The 17,997-nt window shown below is 47.5% G+C and carries 23 protein-coding genes; all 23 read left to right on the top strand.

The window, feature by feature from the left end:
• Nucleotides 1–289: 289 nt before the first annotated feature.
• The 23 genes from flgB (at nucleotide 290) to flhB (ending at nucleotide 17,985) form a co-directional block, all read left to right on the top strand.
• A complete protein-coding gene (flgB, locus tag MKY41_RS07160; protein ID WP_340744381.1) occupies nucleotides 290–685 on the top strand; it encodes a flagellar basal body rod protein FlgB in 396 nt (131 codons plus the stop codon).
• A gap of 2 nt (nucleotides 686–687) precedes the next feature.
• Nucleotides 688–1,149, top strand: a complete 462-nt coding sequence (gene flgC, locus MKY41_RS07155) for a flagellar basal body rod protein FlgC (protein ID WP_340744380.1) — start codon at nucleotides 688–690, stop codon at nucleotides 1,147–1,149.
• A 17-nt stretch (nucleotides 1,150–1,166) separates the two neighbouring features.
• Nucleotides 1,167–1,475: a flagellar hook-basal body complex protein FliE gene (gene fliE / locus MKY41_RS07150; RefSeq protein WP_340744379.1), complete on the top strand. Its 309-nt coding sequence runs from the start codon at nucleotides 1,167–1,169 to the stop codon at nucleotides 1,473–1,475.
• Between the two features lie 44 nt (nucleotides 1,476–1,519).
• Complete coding sequence (fliF, locus tag MKY41_RS07145; RefSeq protein ID WP_340744378.1) at nucleotides 1,520–3,103, top strand: flagellar basal-body MS-ring/collar protein FliF; 1,584 nt, start codon at nucleotides 1,520–1,522, stop codon at nucleotides 3,101–3,103.
• 14 nt (nucleotides 3,104–3,117) lie between these two features.
• Nucleotides 3,118–4,131 carry a flagellar motor switch protein FliG gene (gene fliG, locus MKY41_RS07140; protein WP_041074055.1) on the top strand — a complete coding sequence of 338 codons (1,014 nt, stop codon included), beginning with the start codon at nucleotides 3,118–3,120 and terminating at the stop codon, nucleotides 4,129–4,131.
• A gap of 1 nt (nucleotide 4,132) precedes the next feature.
• Nucleotides 4,133–4,894: a flagellar assembly protein FliH gene (gene fliH, locus MKY41_RS07135; protein ID WP_340745652.1), complete on the top strand. Its 762-nt coding sequence runs from the start codon at nucleotides 4,133–4,135 to the stop codon at nucleotides 4,892–4,894.
• 2 nt (nucleotides 4,895–4,896) lie between these two features.
• Nucleotides 4,897–6,228, top strand: coding sequence for a flagellar protein export ATPase FliI (gene fliI / locus MKY41_RS07130; RefSeq protein WP_340744377.1), 1,332 nt, complete (start codon nucleotides 4,897–4,899; stop codon nucleotides 6,226–6,228).
• Nucleotides 6,225–6,677, top strand: coding sequence for a flagellar export protein FliJ (fliJ, locus tag MKY41_RS07125; protein ID WP_340744376.1), 453 nt, complete (start codon nucleotides 6,225–6,227; stop codon nucleotides 6,675–6,677). The genes fliI and fliJ overlap by 4 nt, the downstream gene beginning before the upstream one ends.
• Nucleotide 6,678: 1 nt before the next feature.
• Nucleotides 6,679–7,305, top strand: a complete 627-nt coding sequence (locus MKY41_RS07120) for a MotE family protein (RefSeq protein WP_340744375.1) — start codon at nucleotides 6,679–6,681, stop codon at nucleotides 7,303–7,305.
• 42 nt (nucleotides 7,306–7,347) lie between these two features.
• Nucleotides 7,348–8,721, top strand: a complete 1,374-nt coding sequence (locus MKY41_RS07115) for a flagellar hook-length control protein FliK (RefSeq protein WP_340744374.1) — start codon at nucleotides 7,348–7,350, stop codon at nucleotides 8,719–8,721.
• 2 nt (nucleotides 8,722–8,723) lie between these two features.
• Nucleotides 8,724–9,380, top strand: coding sequence for a flagellar hook assembly protein FlgD (gene flgD, locus MKY41_RS07110; protein WP_340744373.1), 657 nt, complete (start codon nucleotides 8,724–8,726; stop codon nucleotides 9,378–9,380).
• A gap of 18 nt (nucleotides 9,381–9,398) precedes the next feature.
• The gene (locus MKY41_RS07105) at nucleotides 9,399–9,779 is read left to right on the top strand and encodes a TIGR02530 family flagellar biosynthesis protein (protein WP_340744372.1); all 381 of its coding nucleotides are present in this window, start codon (nucleotides 9,399–9,401) and stop codon (nucleotides 9,777–9,779) included.
• Nucleotides 9,780–9,869: 90 nt separating this feature from the next.
• Nucleotides 9,870–10,763, top strand: a complete 894-nt coding sequence (flgG, locus tag MKY41_RS07100) for a flagellar basal body rod protein FlgG (RefSeq protein ID WP_340744371.1) — start codon at nucleotides 9,870–9,872, stop codon at nucleotides 10,761–10,763.
• Between the two features lie 404 nt (nucleotides 10,764–11,167).
• Nucleotides 11,168–11,389 carry a flagellar FlbD family protein gene (locus tag MKY41_RS07095; protein ID WP_340744370.1) on the top strand — a complete coding sequence of 74 codons (222 nt, stop codon included), beginning with the start codon at nucleotides 11,168–11,170 and terminating at the stop codon, nucleotides 11,387–11,389.
• A complete protein-coding gene (fliL, locus tag MKY41_RS07090; protein ID WP_340744369.1) occupies nucleotides 11,379–11,804 on the top strand; it encodes a flagellar basal body-associated protein FliL in 426 nt (141 codons plus the stop codon). The genes MKY41_RS07095 and fliL overlap by 11 nt, the downstream gene beginning before the upstream one ends.
• A gap of 36 nt (nucleotides 11,805–11,840) precedes the next feature.
• Nucleotides 11,841–12,839, top strand: a complete 999-nt coding sequence (fliM, locus tag MKY41_RS07085) for a flagellar motor switch protein FliM (protein WP_340744368.1) — start codon at nucleotides 11,841–11,843, stop codon at nucleotides 12,837–12,839.
• A complete protein-coding gene (fliY, locus tag MKY41_RS07080) occupies nucleotides 12,832–14,067 on the top strand; it encodes a flagellar motor switch phosphatase FliY (RefSeq protein WP_340745651.1) in 1,236 nt (411 codons plus the stop codon). The genes fliM and fliY overlap by 8 nt, the downstream gene beginning before the upstream one ends.
• Before the next feature lie 19 nt (nucleotides 14,068–14,086).
• The gene (locus MKY41_RS07075) at nucleotides 14,087–14,449 is read left to right on the top strand and encodes a response regulator (protein ID WP_041074083.1); all 363 of its coding nucleotides are present in this window, start codon (nucleotides 14,087–14,089) and stop codon (nucleotides 14,447–14,449) included.
• A 7-nt stretch (nucleotides 14,450–14,456) separates the two neighbouring features.
• On the top strand, nucleotides 14,457–15,149 hold the full coding sequence (locus tag MKY41_RS07070; RefSeq protein WP_340744367.1) for a flagellar biosynthetic protein FliO: 693 nt from the start codon (nucleotides 14,457–14,459) through the stop codon (nucleotides 15,147–15,149).
• Complete coding sequence (fliP, locus tag MKY41_RS07065; RefSeq protein WP_340744366.1) at nucleotides 15,142–15,807, top strand: flagellar type III secretion system pore protein FliP; 666 nt, start codon at nucleotides 15,142–15,144, stop codon at nucleotides 15,805–15,807. The genes MKY41_RS07070 and fliP overlap by 8 nt, the downstream gene beginning before the upstream one ends.
• Nucleotides 15,808–15,847: 40 nt before the next feature.
• Nucleotides 15,848–16,117: a flagellar biosynthesis protein FliQ gene (fliQ, locus tag MKY41_RS07060; protein ID WP_340744365.1), complete on the top strand. Its 270-nt coding sequence runs from the start codon at nucleotides 15,848–15,850 to the stop codon at nucleotides 16,115–16,117.
• A gap of 4 nt (nucleotides 16,118–16,121) precedes the next feature.
• The gene (gene fliR / locus MKY41_RS07055) at nucleotides 16,122–16,898 is read left to right on the top strand and encodes a flagellar biosynthetic protein FliR (protein WP_340744364.1); all 777 of its coding nucleotides are present in this window, start codon (nucleotides 16,122–16,124) and stop codon (nucleotides 16,896–16,898) included.
• Nucleotides 16,891–17,985 (top strand): flagellar biosynthesis protein FlhB, encoded by a 1,095-nt coding sequence (flhB, locus tag MKY41_RS07050; protein ID WP_340744363.1) that lies wholly within the window; start codon nucleotides 16,891–16,893, stop codon nucleotides 17,983–17,985. The genes fliR and flhB overlap by 8 nt, the downstream gene beginning before the upstream one ends.
• Nucleotides 17,986–17,997 lie beyond the last annotated feature (12 nt).

The raw sequence follows: 17,997 nt of genomic DNA, 5'->3' as shown, positions 1-17,997 counted from the left end.
AAAATAATTACTTCTTCCTAATTAGGGGGAAGTTTTTTATTTCGAGAAATTTATACACATATATGGGAACTATATCCACTTGAGGTGTCGCTAAGGCAAACGGCCTAAAATACTGGCCAGATTATTTTTGCAATCAATAAAAAGGCTATTTTGTACCATTTAAATTGTGCTATATTTCATAGACAAGGATTGACGAAATCCGCTACAATAGAGTTATATGTTGAAAATGGAAGAATAATAGAAGATTAAAATATAAAGTGAGAAATGATCTTGGGAGAGGTGTGTTTTTTTGAATATCTTTGGCTCATCGATATCGAATTTGGAGCGGGGACTGGATTATTCAGCTACTAAAGCAAAGGCGATTTCACAAAACATCGCAAACGTAGACACTCCGAATTACAAAGCGAAAAATGTCAGCTTCAAAGAGATGTTTGCGAATGCGAAAATGGAAAATTTGCAAGCATACCGGACCGACGAGCGTCATATCCCTTTTCGCCAACAGGCTTCGCATCCGGGGGTCTTCAGCTACTCCAATTTCCGATACCGCCAGGACGGGAATGGTGTCGATATGGATAAGGAACAATCAGATCTTGCGGCGAACCAAATCTACTATAATGCTTTAATCGACAGATTGAATGGCAAATTTAATACATTGCAAAATGTGATTAAAGGAGGAGGACGTTAACGATGTCAATTTTCCATAGTTTAAATACGTCGGCTTCCGCATTGACGGCACAAAGGATGCGGATGGATGTTATTTCTTCCAATATGGCAAATATCGACACGACGCACGGCCGGATGGTCGATGGTGAGTGGCAACCGTATCGCCGGAAGACTGTTACGTTCCAACCGCGGGAAGGCCAGTTTGCCACTATGCTGCAAGCTGCGATGGGAAGGTCGGTAAAAGGCTCGGCTGGATACGGAGTCACGGTTTCCCGTATCAAGGAAGACACGGAAACGCCATTCAAACTCGTATTCGATCCGACACATCCGGATGCCAATGAGGAAGGGTATGTTTCCATGCCGAACGTTGACCCGCTAAGGGAGACGATCGACCTCTTATCGGCGACCCGTTCCTTTGAAGCGAATGTGACGGTAATGAATGCGAACAAAGCGATGCTCATGAAAGCACTTGAAATCGGAAAATAATATAAGGGGTTGACAAAATGGCTATTCAGCCTTTATCCGTCATCAGTCCTGCAATTGGACAGACGAGAATCGGGACTGGTGTCCAACCGACACCGTACGAAGCGCAGCAAAGTTTCGGGAACTTCTTGAAAGCGGCTATTAACGAAGTGGATAAGAAGCAGATCGAATCGGATAAAATGACGCAAAAGCTGGTGCTTGGCGGTGATGTAGAACTTCATGACGTCATGATCGCAGCACAAAAAGCTTCCGTTGCGTTAAATGCGACGATGGAAGTGCGTAACAAAGTAGTAGAAGCGTATCAGGAAATCATCCGGATGCCTGTCTAATCGGATATGTTGTTCTGAATACGTAAAGTGACCGGGGGATTAGAATGAATGAGAGATTAGCGAAAATCAGAGCGGATATACGTGAGTTCTGGTCAAGCCGTACGAAAAAACAAAAAATCACATATATCGGTTCTGCTTCAGCGGTCATCCTACTTGCTGCCTTCCTAACGTTTTTCCTATCTAGGACGGAATACGCACCGCTCTATTCGGATGTGCCCCGGACTGAAATAGGACGGATCAAAGAGGCTCTTGACAGCCAAGGCGTCCCGAACAAAGTGGCGCCCGGAGGCACATCCATCCTTGTGCCGAAGGAACGTGTCGATGAACTGCTCGTAACCTTGGCAGTGGAAGGAATCCCAAGTTCCGGCACACCGAATTATTCCTTTTTCACAGAAAATGCAAGCTTTGGAATGACGGACAATGAATTCAATATGGCGAAGCTCTCGACTATGCAAAATGAACTTGCGAACCTGATCAAAGGGGTCGAAGGCGTAAAAGATGCCAAAGTGATGATTACTCTGCCGAACGAAAGCGTCTTTTTGAATGACAGCGTCCAGCAGGCGAGTGCGTCCATTGTTCTGAATACCGACCCGGGACATCAGTTCACGGAACCGCAAATCAGGGCGTTATATACACTTGTATCAAAAAGCCTTCCGAATTTGTCAACTGACGACATCGTCATCATGAATCAGTACTCCGAGTATTACGATATGAAGGATGACACGAATTCATACGGGACAAGCGTGACCGATCAAATTGCCATCAAGAAGACAATCGAACGCGATTTGCAGCGTCAACTGCAGTCAATGCTCGGTACGATGATGGGCCATGACAAAGTGCTCGTCTCCGTTACGACGGATATTGATTTTCATTTGGAAAACAGGGAAGAGAATCTAGTGACGCCGGTAGATGAAGAGAGTATGGAAGGGATTGCGCTCAGCGTCCAACGGATTACGGAATCATTTACTGGTACCGGTGCAGGGGCAGGTGGTACACCGGAAGCGGAGGACCCGACGGATAACCGGACAGGCTTCGTGGAAGGAACTTTCGGGAATGGTGATTATGAGAGGATCGAAGAGACGGTCAATAACGAAGTCAACCGGATCCGTAAAGAAATTGTCGAAAGCCCGTATAAAATCCGGGATATCGGAATCCAAGTGGTAGTCGATTCGGATCCGGCATCCATGGCACCAGGGTTGCAGGGGAACATCGAACAGCTCCTATCCACAGTTGTGCGCACATCCTTGGACAAAGTGGCTGCCGGCGAATTGACGGAAGAGGCCATCAACGACAAAATCTTCGTCTCCGCTCAACCATTTGAAGGAAAACCGGATCTGTCGACTGACTCACAGCCGATTAACATACCGTGGTGGGTCTATGTAATTGGCGCAGCTCTCCTGCTCGTAATCGGGATTCTCGTATTTGCGTACTTCCGTAAACGGCGGAGAGAAAGAGAACTGGAAGAAGAACTGGTCTTTGAAGAACAACAAGCCGCCATCGAGGTGGATGATATCAATACCGAGGTGGAAACGGAAGGGACCCTTCGACGGAAGCAACTTGAAAAAATGGCGAAAGAAAAACCGGAAGAGTTTGCCAAACTATTACGTACATGGATAGCCGAGGAATGACGGAGGGATGAAGAGTGGTTAAGAGAGAAAAAGGGATGACAGGGAAACAAAAAGCGGCACTCCTGCTCATTTCCCTCGGCCCGGAAGTTTCAGCGGCAGTCTATAAGCATTTGAATGAAGACGAAATCGAACGGTTGACGCTAGAGATTTCCAGCGTCAAAAAAGTGGAGTCCTCTGTGAAGGAAGAGATCATCGAAGAGTTCCATAATATCGCCTTGGCACAGGATTATATTTCCCAAGGCGGGATCGGCTATGCGAAGACCGTATTGGAAAAGGCGCTCGGCAAAGACCATGCACAAGCGATCATCAATCGCCTTACTTCGTCCTTGCAAGTGCGGCCGTTCGACTTCGCTCGCAGGGCGGATCCAGGTCAGATTTTAAACTTTATCCAGAACGAGCATCCACAGACGATTGCATTGATCCTTTCCTATTTGGAAGCGGAACAGGCCGGGATGATCCTGTCCTCGTTGCCGCAGGAAGTCCAAGCGGACATTGCCAAACGGATTGCGACGATGGATTCGACATCACCAGAAGTGATCAGCGAAATCGAAGCGGTGCTGGAACGGAAATTGTCTTCGACCGTGACACAGGACTTTACAGAAACGGGCGGCGTCGATGCAGTTGTCCAAGTGTTGAATGGTGTCGACAGGACGACGGAGAAAACGATCCTCGATGCACTGGAAATCCAGGACCCGGAACTCGCGGAAGAGATCCGCAAGCGGATGTTCGTATTCGAAGATATCGTTACGCTTGATAATCGTTCGATCCAGCGCATTATTCGTGATTGTGAAAATGAAGATTTAATTCTCTCATTGAAAGTTTCCAGCGAGGAAGTGAAGGAAGTCCTCTTCAGGAACATGTCTTCCCGGATGGCGGAATCTTTCCAAGAGGAAATGGAAATCATGGGGCCAGTACGGCTTCGCGACGTGGAAGAGGCGCAATCTCGTATTGTCGGCGTAATTAGAAGACTGGAAGATTCGGGTGAAATCATCATTGCACGTGGTGGAGGAGATGACATCATTGTCTAAAGTGTATCGCTCCCATCATACCGTTTCGGAAGAAGGCCGGACGAAAAAAATCGGTATCCGCAGTTTCGAACTGCCGCAAGAGATAGTGAACGAGGAGACTTTGTCACTCGATGCCGTCTTGGCGGAACGCGACAGGCTGCTGGAAACTGCTAATCATTCCATTGCCCAAGAGAAGGCCGTTATCGAGAGAATGAGACAAACCGCCACTGACGACATCGCGGCTATGCAAGCTGCATGGGTAGAGGAAAAGCGAGCGCTTGAACAACAGGCCTATGAAGAAGGGTTTCAAGCCGGCTTCATGGAAGGCAGGGAAAAAGCGCTAGCCGACATGGCATCTTCTGTGAAATTGGCCAATGAAACGACCGAATTATCTTATAAAAATGCCAACAAATATCTCAATAGCCAAGAGCGGGTCATCTTAGACCTAGCCATCCGCTCCGCAGAACGAATCATTGGAAAAATGATAGAAGAGAATGAGGAGACGTACTTAGATATCGTCAGAAGGGCACTGAAAGAAGCGAGGGAATCAAAAGAAGTGAAGCTCTATGTTTCACTCGATTATTTTGGGCTTGTATCGGATAACCGAGCAGAATTGTCTTCGATCTTCCCGCCTGACGTCCCGTTTCTCATTTTCGCGAATGATGATTTCGAAGCGACGGAGTGTATTGTCGAGACGAATCGAGGAAGAATTGTCGTCAGTATTGATGAACAGTTGAATGAATTAAGGGAGAAACTCGTCGAAATCATGGAAAGTGGTGATTGACGATGAAAAAAGCGGAACAGTTAACCGAATTCATTCCGAAGGTGAAAACCTTCAAAAAATTTGGGCGTGTCATTCGTGTCGTCGGGCTGATGATCGAATCGCAAGGTCCGGAAAGCTCGATCGGCGATGTATGCCGGATCCATTTGAACCGTGCAGGAGCTGAAGATGCCGTCATCTTGGCGGAAGTTGTCGGATTCAGGGAAGAGATTGTCATTTTGATGCCGTACACGGATATCCGCGACATCTCAAGCGGTTGTCTTGTAGAAGGTTCCGGAAAGCCGCTAGAAGTGAAAGTGGGAATGAACCTGGTCGGGCAAGTGCTCGACTCGATGGGCAGGCCGATCGATGGCCATCCATTGCCAAAGGGTTTGACATCTGTACGCACCGAGCATGATCCGCCGAACGCCTTGACCCGGCCGCCGATCAATGACAAGCTGGCAGTCGGCGTGAAAGCGATCGATGCGATGCTGACAGTCGGAAACGGCCAGCGGGTTGGAATTTTCGCCGGCTCGGGGGTCGGAAAAAGTACGTTGCTCGGCATGATCGCGCGAAACACGACCGCTGACCTGAACGTCATCGCTCTAATTGGGGAACGGGGTCGGGAAGTCCGTGAATTCATCGACCGCGACTTAGGTCCAGAAGGGATGAAGCGGACGATTGTCGTGGCAGCGACATCCGACCAACCGGCGCTCATGCGTATCAAAGGTGCCTTCACCGCAACAGCCATCGCTGAATATTTTCGCGATAAAGGCATGAACGTCATGCTGATGATGGACTCCGTTACCCGGGTCGCCATGGCGCAGCGGGAGATTGGATTGGCTGTCGGGGAACCGCCCGCAACACGCGGTTATACGCCATCCGTTTTCTCCATACTGCCAAAACTGCTGGAGAGGACAGGGACAAATGAACAGGGAGCCATTACAGCGTTCTATACCGTGCTCGTCGACGGCGATGATATGAACGAGCCGATCGCAGATGCGGTGCGTGGGATCCTGGACGGCCATATCGTGCTGGACCGGACATTGGCAAATAAAGGGCAATACCCGGCCATCAACGTCCTAAAAAGCGTCAGCCGGCTCATGAACCATATTGCTAGTCCCGAGCATGTCCAGTCCGCAGAAAAATTGAGAGAACTCTACTATACGTATAATAAATCGGAAGACTTGATCAACATCGGCGCCTATAAGCGAGGCACATCCAAAGAGATTGACCAAGCGATCGACTATGAGCCGCTCATCACCGGTTTTCTGAAACAAAGCTATAAAGATAATATTTCGATGGAAGAAAGCATTGAGGAACTGATCGCACTGGCATCGGGAGGCGGTAAACCGTGAGACCGTATCAGTACCGTTTTGAAAAGGTACTCACATACCGGGAACAGCAAAAGAACGAGACGGAAAGTGCCTATAAAGAATCGGTCCGGCAGTTCGAGCAAGTGGCAACCAAATTATATGAACTGCTGAAAAAGAAAGAGAACGTCGTCGAGGAGCAGCAGGTAAAAATGATGACTGGCTTCTCCATCGATAAGATCCATCACTATGCTCGTTTCATCGAAAGCATGGAAAATAAGATCGCATCGATGCAGCAGGAAGTCGTCCAAGCTAGGGTTAAGATGAATTGGTATGAAGAGAAACTTCTCGAAAAGACGCTCGAAGTCCGGAAGTTTGAGAAAATGAAGGAAAAGGACCGGGAACATTATCGCGCCGAGATGGAGCATCTGGAAGCGATACAGCTCGATGAATTATCGACGCTGAAGTACCGCAAAAAGGAAAACGGGTGGTAACGTGGCGAAAAGAAAGAAAGAGACAACTGAATTATCCGGAGGCAGCCCGGAGAAGAAAACGGGAATCTTCCAAGTCCTGTTACTGTGGTTTATCATACCTCTCCTATTTGCGGCAGCGGTGGTTCTGATCATCGCAAAATTCGCGGATGTCAACGTCTTCGACAAGGCAAAAGAGTGGTCTGCGCAAATCCCGTTGATTAGCAAGAATGCGGAGAATGAGGAAGAGGCGGCAGACGGTGACCAGTTGTTGGAAGACCGCGTCGTCTCTCTCCAAGCGGAAATCCAAGAGAAGGAAGCGCAGCTTTTCAGCTTGCAAGAAGATCTGGATAAATCCGAAGCGGAAAAAGAACAATTATTAGCGGAGCAGGAAAAACTATTAGATGAAATTGCGGCTTTGGTACGTGAAAAAGACGACACAAAGCGCAGTTTCAAAGAAGTCGTTTCTACTTTTGAAAAGATGTCCGCCAAAGCAGCGGCCCCGGTCATCACAAAAATGAGCGATGCGGAAGCAATTCGCATTCTAACTAGCTTGAAACCTGATATACTCGCACCGATATTAGAAAAGATGGAGCCGGCGGATGCTGCAAAATATACATCCATGATGACGGACTCCACAATGGCAGAATAATGGATAAAAGTAGTATAATATAAGTCGAAAGGTGGTGAAAATGTGAACCTAAGCGTTATCCAAACGATGGCAAGTATGAATGTAGGCAATACCTCACAGGTTGGAAAACCAGCCGGCTCTGCCACAAGCGCTACCGGGAATTCATTCGGTTCCGTATTCGGCAGCTTGGCAGCGAGTACTCCGGTGGCCGTAACCACAGTTCCTACTCAATCTGGAAATCAGATTTCGGATGATGCCGTCTTGGCAATCTTTAATGCAGTATCAGTCGAGGAGTTGGGACAGGCTTTCCAGGCGGTTGTGGGAAAGGGCGTGGAAGAATTTGAAGTCCCGGTAGATTTTAATCAAGAGAAAAATGAATTTATCGACGAAAGGTTTCCCCTACATTCAGTAAACCTGCAAAAAATATCAAAAGCAATTGGTATCGAACCCGAACAATTGATAGAAAGTTTACGTGCTTTATTTGAGAAAGCGGGTGTCAAGGAGTCAGAGCTGGCGGAGTTCAATACAATGACCGTAGATTTGTGGCAGATGATCGACATGATCGATAAAGTAGCACCACGGTTCTTTGAGCAATTGTCCGATGCACTTAGTGGAAAAGGAGATATCCCGAAACAGCAGGCAGTTGAACTGCTGGCTATGCTGAAAGCTGTGACAATCATTGCGCCGAAATCAGATTTGGTCCTTAAGCAGGAACAACAAATTTTTTCACTTGGAAATTACCTGAATTTATCTGGAGAACGTTTCGAAAATGTTCTAAATTCGAATACAACTAATAAGAATAGCATGGTACAATTAGTCGATGGCAGGCAGGGGTTCCGATTTAATTCGACAACGACAACAAACCAAACGATGACGGACAGTGGGAATGAAAACACGAATGCCGGACAAACGGATGTGAGGAAAGAATCAGCTCAGTCAGCAATCAGCAATGCCCATGTACCATTGTCCGCAAAGGGAGAGTTCAAGATCACCGAACTGACAAATAGCGGTACAAGTCGTAGTGAGACATTGATCAGAGAAATGCAGGCGATCATGAAAAGAGCGAACTTCGGCCAGGTCGGTGGGACGAATCGCTTACTTATCAAGCTGTATCCTGAGCATCTGGGGCAGGTTCGGATTGAATTGTTGGAAACGAATGGCATCATGACAGCACGAATTCTAGCATCGACCGCGCTAGGAAAAGAGATGCTCGATAGCCAGCAAGCCCAATTGCGACAGGCATTCGCCCATCAGAACATCCAATTAGACCGCCTCGATATATCCCAGACGATCCAGGAATCTAACCGGGGCGAAAGAGACCAGAACGCATTCAACGGACAATTTAAACGAGATCAGCAACAGTCGGAGGACCAACAACAGCAGTCCGACGAAGAAGAGATGTCATTCCAGGAATTCATGATTGAGCTGGAGGTATAGAAATGGCAACAATCGATGGACAATCACCGATTACAAGTGAGATGTACTTAATCAATAAAAAACGGGATGAACGGAAAACTGGAGATGGAACGCTTGGGAAAGATGACTTTATGAAACTGCTCATCGCCCAATTGCAAAATCAGGATCCTACCAATCCCATGAAAGATAATGAGTTCATTGCTCAAATGGCACAGTTCTCTGCCTTGGAACAGACTATGAACCTGTCGAAAGCTTTCGAGAAATTTGCGGAAGCCCAAAACCAGTCACAGTTGATCCAATATAGCCAGTTCGTCGGCAAAGGCGTTAAATGGCATGAAGTCACGGAAGAAACAGGGGAAGATGGCAAGCCGGTCATCAATGAAGGCAATGGAACCATCGTATCCATAAAATTCGTAAACGGCTCGCCGATCTTTACATTGCAGGACGGCAAGGAATTGACACCGGGCAATATTTCCGAAATCCTATCCAGCTCGAGCGGCTCATCGAACAGTTTAGTTGAAGCGAGCATGCTCATCGGCAAAAAAGTCGGATATATGGATGGAGAGGAAGAGAAGACGGGAATTGTCGCATCCGTATCGAATAAGGAAGGGAAACTGCAATACATCCTCGAAGACGGAACACGCATCGACGGGAATAGCTTCACATCCATCAGTAAATAAGGAAATCGGAGTGATCGTATGGACAATTTGAATATCCATCGCATTCCATCGCAACCGCTCATCCGCCACGGAAAACCGATGCAACCAGTCCAAAGCCCGAAGCAATCGTTCCTCGAACATTTGAACGAAGCGGTGCAGCCGGCCGAATTGAAAATCAGCAAGCACGCAACCGAACGTTTGAATGAACGGAACATCCGCATTACGGATGCCGAATGGGCGCACATCACAGACAAGGTCAACGAGGCAAAACGGAAGGGAATCAAAGAATCGCTCGTACTGATGGACCAAGCCGCACTCATCGTCAGTGCCAAAAACTCAACCGTCATCACAGCGATGGACCGCATGGAAGCGAAAGACCAACTATTCACCAACATCGACGGCACAATCGTTCTAAGTTGACATATGGCAGGACCTCCGATTGAGGATGCCATCGTACTGCCGACCGAATGAGGCAGCTACACTTTATAATCCGAGAGGGGAAAAACAAACATGCTACGCTCAATGTACTCAGGAATCTCAGGTTTGAAAAACTTTCAGACAAAATTAGACGTTATTGGTAATAACATTGCAAACGTAAATACGTATGGTTTTAAGAAGGGACGTACGATTTTTAAGGATTTGATTTCGCAGACTGTGGCGGGGGCTTCGGGTGGAAATAATTCACGCGGTGGGGTTAATCCCAAGCAAGTTGGACTTGGATCACAAATTGCAGCCATAGATACTATTCATTCAGGAGGATCTACTCAATTCACAGGAAATACGCTTGATCTTGCGATTGCAGGGGACGGATTTTTCCAAGTAGGTGAAATGAACGGGACTACGCTCGGCAATGTTCAATATACAAGAGCAGGAAACTTTTACATGGATAAGAGCGGATATTTAGTCGATGCCAATGGGAAATATTTAGTTGGAGTTGGCGGAAAAGACACATATACAGCTGTGACAGCAGATGAAACAGTAAATCCTCCAGCAACGTCAGGAACACCACCAACACCGACGGGACAAAACACACGTATTCTAATTCCCACAACAGCACAAAGTATGAGTATTGCGCAAGATGGTGCAGTAACATTTGTTGATGACGCTGGATTCTTAAGATATGCTGGGCATCTTGTCCTTGCGAAGTTTCCAAATCCAAGTGGTATGGATAAAGTAGGGGGAAACTATTTCCAACAATCGCCAAACTCTGGAACTCCATTGAGGAGTATACCTACCCAAAATGGTATCGGTGATTTAGAATCCGGCTTCCTCGAAATGTCAAACGTAGACCTTTCCGAGGAATTCACAGAAATGATCGTTGCACAACGTGGGTTCCAAGCGAACACGCGTATTATCACAACATCCGACGAGATTCTTCAGGAACTCGTGAACTTGAAACGTTGATTTTCCATATTACTAAGGTGCCAGGTTCTTATACAATTTAGAACTATGCATCTGCGATTAATAGTAAACTAGGATTGTAGCGGAAGGCGGCGACTCCAACGGGAATAGCGTTAGCCGAAGACCCTGTAGGAAAAGCCGTCACGAAGAACAGCTTTTGCACCAAAAAGCGAAGCGTTTGGCAGCAACTTTTGCCTTCAAAAATGTAGCGTTTGGCGTAACTGGATGCCTTAATTTCTGCAAGAGTACGCAGAAATCCGGTGACTGAACCCGGGATGCCAGGTGCCACCACAATTCGCAAAGTGCGCGAATGGATGTCGTTACCTGGCACCCTAGCAAGATATATACCATACAAGTACCACCCAAAAAGGAGGGTCGGGCCGGCTCTTGTGCCCGGCCCCTTACATATGATTCAAGTGACACGCCTGAATGGCACGACGTTCACATTGAACGCATTGTACATAGAAAAGGTCGAGACGTTTCCGGATACGACCATCACCCTGACGACGGGGGCCAAATACGTCGTCCTCGATACGGCTGCAGACGTCAACAGCCGGATCATCGAATTTTATAAGGCGGTCCAACTGTTGTCGAATCCGCATATCCGAGGTGACCAAGATGAAGAATAAAGTTTTGACCATATCTCTTATCATTCTAGTTTGTATTACGTTGATCGGTGTGGTGGCTCTCATTCTCGTCATGCAATTGAAAGACGACGGAACTGAAAAAGAGCCGACCATCGATGAAATTATCGAAGCTTCGGTCGATGTTCCCGAGATCACAACCAATCTGGGAGGCCGGCAATTCATCCGCATTTCGTTGAAAATCCAGACGGACAATAAAAAAGCTGCGGAAGAATTGACGAAACGTGAATTCCAAGTGAAGAACCTCGTCATTCAGGAACTGTCCGAGATGACTTCGCAAGATTTGGAAGGGAAAGCTGGGAAACGGACCTTTGAAGATGCGTTGAAATCCCAGTTGAACCCGCTCATGCAGGAAGGCGAAGTGCAAAAAGTGTACATCACTTCGTATATCATTCAATAACGTTGTACCCTGACACTACAACCGGGAGGTGGCCATATGTCCGGGGATATTTTATCCCAAAATGAGATTGACGCGCTGTTGTCCGCGTTGTCTACAGGGGAAATGTCAGCAGAAGAGATGAAGAAAGAAGAAGAGACCCGGAAGGTCAAAGTGTATGATTTCAAACGCGCCCTCCGGTTTTCAAAAGACCAGATCCGCAGCTTGACGCGGATCCATGAGAACTTTGCCCGTTTGCTGACGACGTACTTTTCGGCCCAACTGCGGACGTATATTCAGATTACTGTCGCTTCCGCCGATCAGATTCCATTCGAGGAGTTCATTCGCTCCATCCCGAATATGACGTTGATCAATATTTTCGAGGTTCCGCCGCTCGATGGCAATATTTTAATGGAAGTGAACCCGAATATCGCGTATTCGATGTTGGAGCGCCTGATGGGCGGCGTCGGCGAGAGTCCCGGCAAAGGGGATAACCTGACCGAGATCGAGACGAAGATCATGACGAACCTGTTTGAACGATCATTTGATAATTACCGGGAAGCTTGGTCTAGCATTATTGATATGGACCCATTCCTCGCTGACATGGAAATGAATCCGCAGTTCTTGCAAATGATTTCACCGAACGAAACCGTCGTGGTTATTTCTTTCAACATTGTTATCGGGGAATCTAGCGGAATGATTAATATTTGTATTCCGCATGTCGTCTTGGAACCGATTGTGCCAAATCTGTCCGTCCGATACTGGATGCAATCAAATATTAAAGAACCGACACAGGAACAGAGCGAAAAACTGCAATACCGGTTGAAACGGGCTCCGTTGCCGGTCGTCGCGGAATTGGGGAGAGGCCAAATGACGATTGAAGAATTCCTTTATCTCCAAGCCGGTGATGTCATATCACTTGACCGGAAAATTGATGAACCGCTCATCGTGAAAGTCGGCGATTTGCCGAAATTCAAAGCCCAACCGGGACACTTCAAAAACCGGATGGCGATTCAAATCATTGAGACCATGACTGGAGGGGACGAAGATGATGAGTGATAATATCCTTTCACAGGAAGAAATCGAAGCGCTGTTGCGTGGAGAGCCGATACAAAGTGAAGCGGATGCTGCCCCGTCCCCTGATCGTATCGAAACATCCGATTATTTGGATGAGATGGAGCAAGATGCTTTAGGGGAAATAGGGAATATTTCCTTCGGCAGCTCCGCCACTGCTTTGTCCGCATTGCTTGGACAAAAAGTGGACATCACGACGCCGACCATCAGTGTCGTAGCACGCGATAATCTGGAAGATGAATTCATCCATCCTTATGTCGCGATCAAAGTCGAATATACAGCTGGACTGAGTGGGGTTAATCTGCTTGTCATCAAGCAGAGTGACGCGGCGATTATTGCAGACCTTATGCTTGGCGGAGATGGCCTGAATCCGGATGAATCCCTTGGTGAAATCCACTTGAGTGCCGTCCAGGAAGCGATGAACCAGATGATGGGTTCTGCGGCGACTTCGATGTCGACCGTGTTCAATAAGAAAGTCGATATTTCGCCTCCGTCCATTGATTTAATGGACATTCAATCGGAAAAAGGGACTGAAAATATCCCACAGGAAGATTTATTGATCAAAGTCTCCTTCACCTTAAAAGTGGGTGACTTGATCGACTCGAACATTATGCAACTCCTTCCATTGCCATTCGGAAAGAGTTTGGTCGCCTCGCTCGTTGGCGGGGAAGCCGAGGAGGAAGCGGCAGCAGTTGCCGAAATGGCACCGCCAATAGAGCCGCCAGCACCACCTGCTCCACCAACGGCACCACAACAACAGGCACCGCCACCTTACCAGGAGCCTTTCCCATCGGCACCTGGATCTGGACAAGCACCGCCACAACAGCCGGCCTATGACCCGTCGTTCGCGCAAGCGCCGCCGCAACAGCCGCCGATGCGCCAACAGCCGCCAGTCCATGTGCAACAGGCCCAGTTTGCCAGCTTTGACAGTCCTTCCTTGAGCCAAGGAGAGTCCAATAACTTGAACATGTTGCTGGATATCCCTTTGCAAGTGACAGTAGAATTGGGACGGACGAAGCGCTCGGTCAAAGATATTTTGGAAATGTCGAGCGGATCGATCATCGAGCTCGATAAACTGGCCGGCGAACCGGTGGATATTCTAGTAAACAATCGCCATATCGCCAGAGGAGAAGTCGTTGTTATCGACGAAAACTTCGGCGTGCGGATTACGGATATTTTAAGTCAAGCGGAACGTTTGAATAACTTACGATAAATAGCGGGGGGAAACGAGAATGAGTAAACGCATTTTAATTGTGGATGATGCAGCTTTCATGAGAATGATGATCAAAGATATCTTGACGAAAAATAATTTCGAAGTAGTCGGGGAAGCAGCTGACGGAGCTCAGGCAGTGGAAAAATATATGGATCTGAAGCCTGATCTAGTGACGATGGATATTACGATGCCCGAGATGGACGGCATTGCCGCATTGAAAGCTATCAAAGAGAAAGACCCATCAGCAACGATCATCATGTGTTCCGCGATGGGGCAACAAGCGATGGTTATCGATGCCATCCAAGCGGGTGCGAAGGATTTCATCGTCAAGCCTTTCCAAGCGGATCGAGTTGTCGAAGCCATTCAAAAAGCATTAGGTTAATGGATGTATGAAATCGATGTTAGTTCGAAAAATAGGGTTCGCCATTTTCCTAGTCGCCACTTTGATGGCTTCTTTCCCCGCCGTTCTCATTCATGCTGAAACGGATCCGAATACGACCGTTTTGGATTATTATGATTCAGACTCCGGGGAAGAGCAACAAGTGGATATGAATAGTGAAGAGCCAGCTGCCGACCGTACGGAAGACGGGGCAGCTGTCCGTTTATCTGCGTGGGAATACATAAAAACCTTTTTTGCCTTGTTACTTGTTGTCGGCCTGCTGTTCGCCCTGTTAAAGTTCATGAACCGGAAAAATCGAATGTACGATAAGACGAGATTGATGAAAAATCTCGGGGGCATTTCCCTGGGACAGCAGAAATCGATCCAGCTCGTCGTAGTCGGGGAATCCTATTACCTGATCGGCGTCGGAGAGGATATCCGCTTGCTCAAAGAAATCACCGATCCCGATGAGATCGAGCACCTAATTGCATTTTACGAGGCTGGGACGAGCGATGCCGCTTCAGGCATTCTCCAAAACATATTGGACAAAGTGGCTGGTAAGAAGCCGGCTGACCCAGAACAAGGATCTGTGGTCGAAGCCGATTTCAGTGACCAGTTCAAAGCAAGATTGGATGAAATGAAAGAGGAAAGGAAACGGCAGATCCGCCGGTTGACAGAAAAGGAGCGCCACCCAGATGAATGATTTCATGCAGTTCTTTTCGGATAGCGATCCGACCAATGTTTCGACATCCGTCAAATTGATGCTTCTGTTGACAGTCCTTTCTCTGGCACCTGCTATCTTGATCCTGATGACATCTTTTGCCCGGATTGTCATTGTCTTATCCTTCGTCCGGACCGCACTCGCGACCCAGCAGATGCCACCGAACCAAGTACTGGTCGGATTGGCCCTGTTCTTGACATTTTTCATCATGGCGCCGACATTCCAAGAAGTGAATGAAACGGCTTTGTCGCCATTATTCGCTGAAGAAATCACGCTGGAAGAGGCGTATGAAAACGCCAGCCTTCCTTTCAAGCAATTCATGAGCCAGCATACACGTCAAAAGGACTTGGAATTATTTTTACGTTATAACGAGGCGGAGCGGCCGGAGAGCTTGGAAGATATCCCTTTAACAATGCTTGTTCCGGCGTTTGCGTTAAGTGAACTGAAAACGGCGTTCCAGATGGGCTTCATGATTTTCATTCCGTTCCTTGTTATCGACATGATCGTGGCTAGTATTCTCATGTCGATGGGGATGATGATGTTGCCGCCTGTCATGATTTCCTTGCCGTTTAAAATATTGCTGTTCGTATTAGTCGATGGTTGGTACTTGATCATCAAATCGTTACTGCAAGGGTTTTAGCTAGAGTTCGATAGCATCTAAGAGATAGGAGAGATCGGAAATGTCGGGAGAATTGGTCATCACAATTGCAGAACGCGCTATTTGGGTCATCCTCCTCACTTCCGGGCCTCTTCTGATCGTGGCGCTCGTAACTGGGCTCGCTGTCAGTATTTTCCAGGCGACGACCCAGATCCAGGAACAGACGTTGGCCTTTGTTCCGAAAATCGTCGCAGTGCTTGTCGGCATCGTGTTTTTCGGTCCGTGGATGTTATCCCATGTGACGACATTCGCAGCGGACATCTTTGATAATCTAGTACGGTATATCGGGTGATTGAATGGAAGAGCTAGTACCTTCAATTGCCACTTATCTGCTTGTTTTGACGCGTGTCACCGCATTTTTCGTCACGCTTCCACTATTTTCGTATCGTGCCATCCCGACGACGCAACGGATCATCTTCGGTGCGTTGCTAGCTTGGACGCTCGTCTACACGGTCGATGTGCCGGGATTGGAAATTGACGGGACGTATTTGTTATTGGTCATCAAGGAAGCGATGGTCGGCTTGTTTATCGGTATCATTGCTTATATCATCATGGCTGCTATACAGATTGCCGGGGGGTTCATTGATTTTCAGATGGGTTTTGCCATCGCGAACGTCATTGACCCGCAGACGGGTGCACAATCTCCGCTCCTCGGTCAATTTTTCAATGCGCTTGCCATTTTATTATTGCTTGCTTTGAACGGTCATCATATGTTGCTGGACGGAATTTTCTACAGTTACCGCTTTCTGCCGATCGACCAATTATGGCCTGCTTTTGGCGATGGTCGGACAGCGGAATATGTCATCAAGACATTTGCCGCTTCGTTTGCCATTGCGTTCCAGATGGCTATTCCGATTGTCGCCACCTTGTTCCTCGTCGATCTCGCCTTAGGGATTACCGCTAGGACTGTCCCGCAATTGAATATTTTTGTTGTCGGGTTTCCTATTAAAATCGGTGTCAGTTTCCTCGTCCTATTCGTCATGATGAATGTCATGGTGGCGGTGATGAAAAAACTCTTTGACATGATGATTGTCAGCATGCGGGATTTGATGGTCATTTTAGGGGGTGGCTGAATTGATATTACGGCTTGATCTCCAGTTTTTTGCAGGAGAGAAAACAGAAAAGGCCACTCCGAAAAAGCGGCAGGATTCTCGGAAGAAAGGGCAAGTTTTAAAAAGTCAGGACGTTACGAGTGCGATTGTCCTTCTCTCCGTGTTCCTTTTCCTGTTTTTCGCGGCAGGATTTATGAGGGACCGCTTTTTCATGTTTTTCGACAAAGCGTTCATTGAGTATGTCCCTTTACATCAGTCGTTGGATATCGATCGGACGATGTTGATTTATATTGAGATTGTGAAAGAGATGGCCATTATCCTTCTTCCTGTCATGCTGATCGCGGTTGTCGCCGGTGTCGTGGGGAACTTGATCCAATTCGGAATCTTGTTCACTGCGGAACCGTTGAAGTTCGATTTGAAGAAAATCGATCCGATCAAGGGTTTCAAACGGATCTTCTCCGTCCGGGCCCTTGTCGAATTAATGAAATCCATCTTGAAAATTTCGTTTATTGGTTCTGTCACGACAATGATCCTCCTCATGAATTTGAATAAAGTATTGGATCTGGCATTCAAGCATCCGTGGTACACGATGGCGACGGTTGGACAAATTGCTGCCATCATGGGGATTGCCGCTTCGTTCGTGTTACTGTTCATCGCAATCCTCGATTTTCTTTATCAGAAATACGATTACGAAAAGAATTTGCGGATGTCGAAGCAGGACATTAAAGATGAACATAAGAACATGGAAGGGGATCCGCTCATCAAATCCCGGATCAAGCAGCGCCAACGGGAAATGGCGATGCGGCGGATGATGCAGGAAGTTCCCCATGCCGATGTCGTCATTACGAACCCGACCCACTATGCCATTGCCCTGAAATATGAAGATGGGGAGATGGACGCCCCTGTCGTCGTGGCGAAAGGCGTCGACTTCGTGGCACAGAAGATCAAGATGATCGCCAAGGAACATGATGTGGTCATGGTGGAAAACCGTCCGCTGGCCAGATCATTGTATGACGACGTCGAACTCGGCGGCCGGATTCCCGAGTCGTTGTTTAAAGCAGTCGCGGAGGTTTTGGCGTATGTGTACCGGATTCAGCGGAAGATTTAGTTTTTATATATT

Source organism: Sporosarcina sp. FSL W7-1349 (genome assembly GCF_038003045.1).
In the GTDB taxonomy this organism is placed as follows: domain Bacteria; phylum Bacillota; class Bacilli; order Bacillales_A; family Planococcaceae; genus Sporosarcina.
Note: the sequence above shows the minus strand (reverse complement) of the source record. Positions and strands in the feature narration are given on the sequence as shown.

Coding starts and splice junctions, on each gene's coding strand:
- fliQ (WP_340744365.1), top strand. CDS start 15,848: ATGTCGGGAGAATTGGTCATCACAATTGCAGAACGCGCTATTTGGGTC.
- fliI (WP_340744377.1), top strand. CDS start 4,897: ATGAAAAAAGCGGAACAGTTAACCGAATTCATTCCGAAGGTGAAAACC.
- fliP (WP_340744366.1), top strand. CDS start 15,142: ATGAATGATTTCATGCAGTTCTTTTCGGATAGCGATCCGACCAATGTT.
- fliM (WP_340744368.1), top strand. CDS start 11,841: ATGTCCGGGGATATTTTATCCCAAAATGAGATTGACGCGCTGTTGTCC.
- MKY41_RS07075 (WP_041074083.1), top strand. CDS start 14,087: ATGAGTAAACGCATTTTAATTGTGGATGATGCAGCTTTCATGAGAATG.
- fliF (WP_340744378.1), top strand. CDS start 1,520: ATGAATGAGAGATTAGCGAAAATCAGAGCGGATATACGTGAGTTCTGG.
- MKY41_RS07105 (WP_340744372.1), top strand. CDS start 9,399: ATGGACAATTTGAATATCCATCGCATTCCATCGCAACCGCTCATCCGC.
- fliE (WP_340744379.1), top strand. CDS start 1,167: ATGGCTATTCAGCCTTTATCCGTCATCAGTCCTGCAATTGGACAGACG.
- flgC (WP_340744380.1), top strand. CDS start 688: ATGTCAATTTTCCATAGTTTAAATACGTCGGCTTCCGCATTGACGGCA.
- fliY (WP_340745651.1), top strand. CDS start 12,832: ATGAGTGATAATATCCTTTCACAGGAAGAAATCGAAGCGCTGTTGCGT.
- fliL (WP_340744369.1), top strand. CDS start 11,379: ATGAAGAATAAAGTTTTGACCATATCTCTTATCATTCTAGTTTGTATT.
- fliR (WP_340744364.1), top strand. CDS start 16,122: ATGGAAGAGCTAGTACCTTCAATTGCCACTTATCTGCTTGTTTTGACG.
- MKY41_RS07070 (WP_340744367.1), top strand. CDS start 14,457: ATGAAATCGATGTTAGTTCGAAAAATAGGGTTCGCCATTTTCCTAGTC.
- flgD (WP_340744373.1), top strand. CDS start 8,724: ATGGCAACAATCGATGGACAATCACCGATTACAAGTGAGATGTACTTA.
- MKY41_RS07095 (WP_340744370.1), top strand. CDS start 11,168: ATGATTCAAGTGACACGCCTGAATGGCACGACGTTCACATTGAACGCA.
- flgG (WP_340744371.1), top strand. CDS start 9,870: ATGCTACGCTCAATGTACTCAGGAATCTCAGGTTTGAAAAACTTTCAG.